The following is a 2688-nucleotide window of genomic DNA, read 5'->3' on the forward strand; positions in this document are numbered from 1 at the left end:
GATGGGCGCGAGCACCAGCGTGCGCGTGATCAGCAGTTCAAGAATGTGCTGGCGCGAGCCGGCCATCCAGTCCATGGCCTTCACGCTGTGGTGCACCGCGTGCAGGCGCCACAGCACCGGCACCTCGTGGTACGCGCGGTGCGTCCAGTACTGAACGAGGTCGGCCACCAGGATGATCAGCAGGATGCCGGCCCAGAACGGCAGGTTGCCGATCCAGCCGCGAATGCCGTCGTTGGCGGCCCAGCCGAAGAGCTTGTGCACCAGCAGGTTGGTCGCCAGCAGCACGAAGCCCACGATCATGTGGTTCACCACGAAGTGGTGGAAGTCGGTCTGCCACTCTTCGCGAAACACCGGCTGGTCCTTGCGCAGCGCGAACAGCTTCTCGATGAAGATGAAGATCAGCGACGAGCCCAGCAGATCGAGAATGAACCAGTCCAGCCCGATGTACGGCGTGTGGTCGGCGAAGTCGTGCACCGGCACCTTGTGCCCGCCGAGCAGCGCCGAGGCCGCCACCAGCAGGAACGCGGCCGAGGACAGCCAGCGCGAGCGGTTGAAGATGATGTTGACCAGCGACATCCCGCCCGAAATGACCATTGCGGCCAGCAAGATGAAGCGCATCACGTCGACGTTGTAGCTCTTGCGCAACTCCGGCGTGGTGAGGTACTGCGGAAAGTGAAAGGCCAGCACGCCCAGAAAACACAGGATGGCCAGGGTCAGGGCGATGGTGCCCGTGACCAGCCCCCGGCCGCGGCGCAACTCGCCGTGGCTTTCGGTGAATTCGTTCAGTTTGTCTATGTCGAGCATGCCCGCCTCTCTCTCGCTTGTTCGCTTGTTGGGGCGCGATTTTAGGCGGGCGGCCCCGGCGTGCGCGGCTAGGTGCCGAAGCGGTCCGTCGGCGGCGGCATTAGTGCGGGTATTGCCTCTGGCACCGGCAGCGCCGCCGCGGCCAGCCCGCGCAGCACATCGCCCACCACGATCACTGCGGGGCTTGCAAGCCCGGCTTCGGCGATGCCGCTCTGCAGCTTGTCGAGCGTGGTCGCGATGTGGCGCTGGTGCGGCAGGCTGGCGTGCTGGATCACGGCCACCGGCGTGTCGCCCGGCAGGCCGTGCAGCAGTTCGCGTTCGATGTGGCCGGCGCCCGCCACGCCCATGTAGATCACCAGCGTGAGCCGTGCGGTGTGCGCCGTTGCGGCCAGCGCGCGCCAGTCGGTCGGGTCTTCGGCGGCGCCGGCGCCGGTCTTGGCGTGGCCGGTGACGAACACCACGCCCTGTGCGTGGTCGCGGTGCGTGAGCGGCACGCCCAGCGAGGTCACGGCCGCCAACCCCGCGGTGATGCCGTTGACCACGGTGCATTCGATGCCGGCTTCTCGCAGGTGCGTGACCTCTTCGCCGCCGCGGCCGAAGATGAACGGGTCGCCGCCCTTGAGCCGGACCACCGTTTCGCCTTCGCGCACCGCGGTGATCATGAGCCGCTCGATGAAGGCCTGCGGCGTGCTCTTGCAACCGCCGCGCTTGCCCACGTGCACGATGCGCGCGCCGGGCTGCGCATGGGCCAGGATCTCGTCGTTCACCAGGTCGTCGACCAGCAGCACCGTGGCCGCCTGGATCGCCTTCACGGCCTTGACCGTCAGCAGTTCCGGGTCGCCGGGGCCGGCGCCCACCAGCGTGCAGCGGCCGGTGATGAGGGAAGTGGAAGAAGTGTTCATGCGTGGGATGCCAGTTGCGTGATGTGCCTGACTTGCGTCGCGATGGCCTCGGGCACGGGAAGCTCGCCGTCCAGCACGCGTTGCGTGTAGGCGGCCGTGGTGGCGACGTCGATTTCTTTCGGAAGGCCGGGCACGTCGGCGGCGGTGCCGCTGGCCTGGGCCTGCAGTTCGGTGCGCACGCCGCGCACGAAGCCGTCGATCTGCGCCGTGCGGCGCGGGTCGGACACCACTTCGCCTTCGAGTCCGCGCGAGAGCAGGGCGGTCATGCCCATCAGCTCGAAGGTCTCGCCCATGGTGCGCGCGTATTCGGGGTGCGTGTAGCTGGCCACCACCACGCAGGGGCCGGTGGTCGGCTGCATCAGCTTGACCACGCTGTGCCCCGGATTGCGCAGGCCGACCACGCGGCGCACATCGAGCAGGCGCTTCAGCGCGGGGTTCAGCAACTCGGTGGGAGCGAAGCCCACTTCGCTGTCGGCAATGGCGCGAATGGCCGTGAGCGGCGGAATGTCCATGGCCGCGAGCACGTTCGACGCCAGCACGCGCGAGGTTTCGCTGGCGCTGCCATGCACCAGCACCGGCAGGCCTTCGCGTGCCAGCAGCAGCGCCAGGAGCGGGGTGAGCACGGGCAGCTTGCGCGCGCCGTTGTAGCTGGGCAGCACGACCAGCGGGCGCCCGGTGGCGGGAATGTGCTGGAGCCGCGCGTGCGTGGCGTCGAGAAAGCCGGCCATTTCTTCCGGCGTCTCGCCCTTGATGCGCATGGCCAGGCAGAAGCCGCCAAGCTCGAGGTCGGTGACGGTGCCGTCCAGCACCTGGCCGAACAGGTCGGTGGCCTGTTCGCGCGTGAGCGGCTTGGCGCCTCGCGCGCCGCGGCCGATTTCCTTGATGTATTGGCTGATTCCCATGGGTGTGCGGATTGTCCAGCAAGACTTATGCCGCCCGGCGCAGTGGCTTATGCACGAAAGTGACCCGTCCTGCCATAGGT

At 68.0% G+C, this 2688-nt stretch carries 3 protein-coding genes; all 3 read right to left on the minus strand.

Annotated elements, in window-relative coordinates:
• Positions 1 to 804, minus strand: an 804-nt coding sequence (locus DBV14_RS27420) for a sterol desaturase family protein (RefSeq protein ID WP_148092454.1), incomplete at its 3' end; no start/stop codon positions are given.
• Positions 805 to 872: 68 nt separating this feature from the next.
• Entirely contained in the window at positions 873 to 1706 is an 834-nt protein-coding gene (gene cobA / locus DBV14_RS27425) for a uroporphyrinogen-III C-methyltransferase (RefSeq protein WP_124464111.1), read from the minus strand.
• Complete coding sequence (ybiB, locus tag DBV14_RS27430) at positions 1703 to 2608, minus strand: DNA-binding protein YbiB (RefSeq protein WP_124464113.1); 906 nt, start codon at positions 2606 to 2608, stop codon at positions 1703 to 1705. Before ybiB ends, cobA begins: the two co-directional genes overlap by 4 nt.
• Positions 2609 to 2688 lie beyond the last annotated feature (80 nt).

It is taken from the genome of Variovorax sp. KBW07, from assembly GCF_003852515.1.
Taxonomy (GTDB): Bacteria; Pseudomonadota; Gammaproteobacteria; order Burkholderiales; family Burkholderiaceae_C; genus Variovorax.

Coding starts and splice junctions, on each gene's coding strand:
- cobA (WP_124464111.1), bottom strand. CDS start 1,706: ATGAACACTTCTTCCACTTCCCTCATCACCGGCCGCTGCACGCTGGTG.
- ybiB (WP_124464113.1), bottom strand. CDS start 2,608: ATGGGAATCAGCCAATACATCAAGGAAATCGGCCGCGGCGCGCGAGGC.